This window comes from Lentimicrobium sp. S6 (genome assembly GCF_013166635.1).
GTDB lineage: Bacteria > Bacteroidota > Bacteroidia > Bacteroidales > UBA12170 > UBA12170.
In genome coordinates, this window is sequence record NZ_JABKBZ010000224.1 from 1 (window position 1) to 965 (window position 965).

Here is a 965-nt window from a genome sequence, read left to right on the forward strand (position 1 = left end):
TTCTTTAGATTTAACAGAAGGAATCATCGCCAATCAATTTTAGATAAAATCATTCAGAGATGCGTAGAGCATAAACCGATTGCTTACGCTTCGATTAAATTACACGAGACTTAAATGGGTAACCCTATAAATTAATACGTTCTATATCGCCATAACCAAAACCATAGCATAAAACAATAATATCACCGTTATTATCTATAGCTATATCCTTAGCAAATGAATATTCGGGCCACTCAAACAATTTACACCATTCCACCTCCATACAGGCATTTAGCTTGGCTACCCAAGGATTACCTATATCATTATAGTAGCTAACACCACACATTACAAGTCCTCCATTATGGACATTCTTCATAGATAGCATATAAGTCTGATAAGTAGAGTCCAATTTCCTTTCCCAAAGATAATAGCCATTTATATCTGTTTTTTTAATAAAGGTTTTTCCATCTGATGTTTCCTCATAATTGGCATGGAAAATATAGCCTTTATCATAATGTTCTATATCGTTTTTATAAGCCAGAGCCGATTCATCATTATTTTGTACTCCATACCATCTTTCCCAAGTAGTATCGGAGTATATATATTGTGAAAAGGAAGATAAACTTAAAAAAAGAATTAGAATTAATAGGATCGTTGATTTCATAATTGTATTTTTTAGAAAGGCAGGAATTGACTTTGTCAATTCCTGCCGGATTCTCATCTTCCAAATTTACTTAATAATATTGAATGTGGTACTATTAATAGCTTTACCATCAATTTTTAGAGTAATAATATAGCTGCCTGATTTAAAAGATTTTAAATCTATGGTCTTGCTGTTTTGTTTCACTCCACCACCAACTTAGCACTCCCCACCATATGGTTTTCGCTTCTTACAATAATGACATATATACCTGCCGACCATTGGCTAATATTTAAGGCCTCCTCCTTTATACCATTGGCTAATTTCTTTTGATAAACCTCCTCGC

The 965-nt window shown here is 33.2% G+C and carries 1 protein-coding gene; it reads right to left on the reverse strand.

The window, feature by feature from the left end:
- Positions 1 to 124: 124 nt before the first annotated feature.
- Positions 125 to 643 carry a hypothetical protein gene (locus tag HNS40_RS22455; protein ID WP_172284945.1) on the reverse strand — a complete coding sequence of 173 codons (519 nt, stop codon included), beginning with the start codon at positions 641 to 643 and terminating at the stop codon, positions 125 to 127.
- Between the last annotated feature and the right edge of the window lie 322 nt (positions 644 to 965).

Excerpts from the sequence above, each read along its gene's own strand:
- HNS40_RS22455 (WP_172284945.1), bottom strand. The coding sequence starts at position 643 with ATGAAATCAACGATCCTATTAATTCTAATTCTTTTTTTAAGTTTATCT.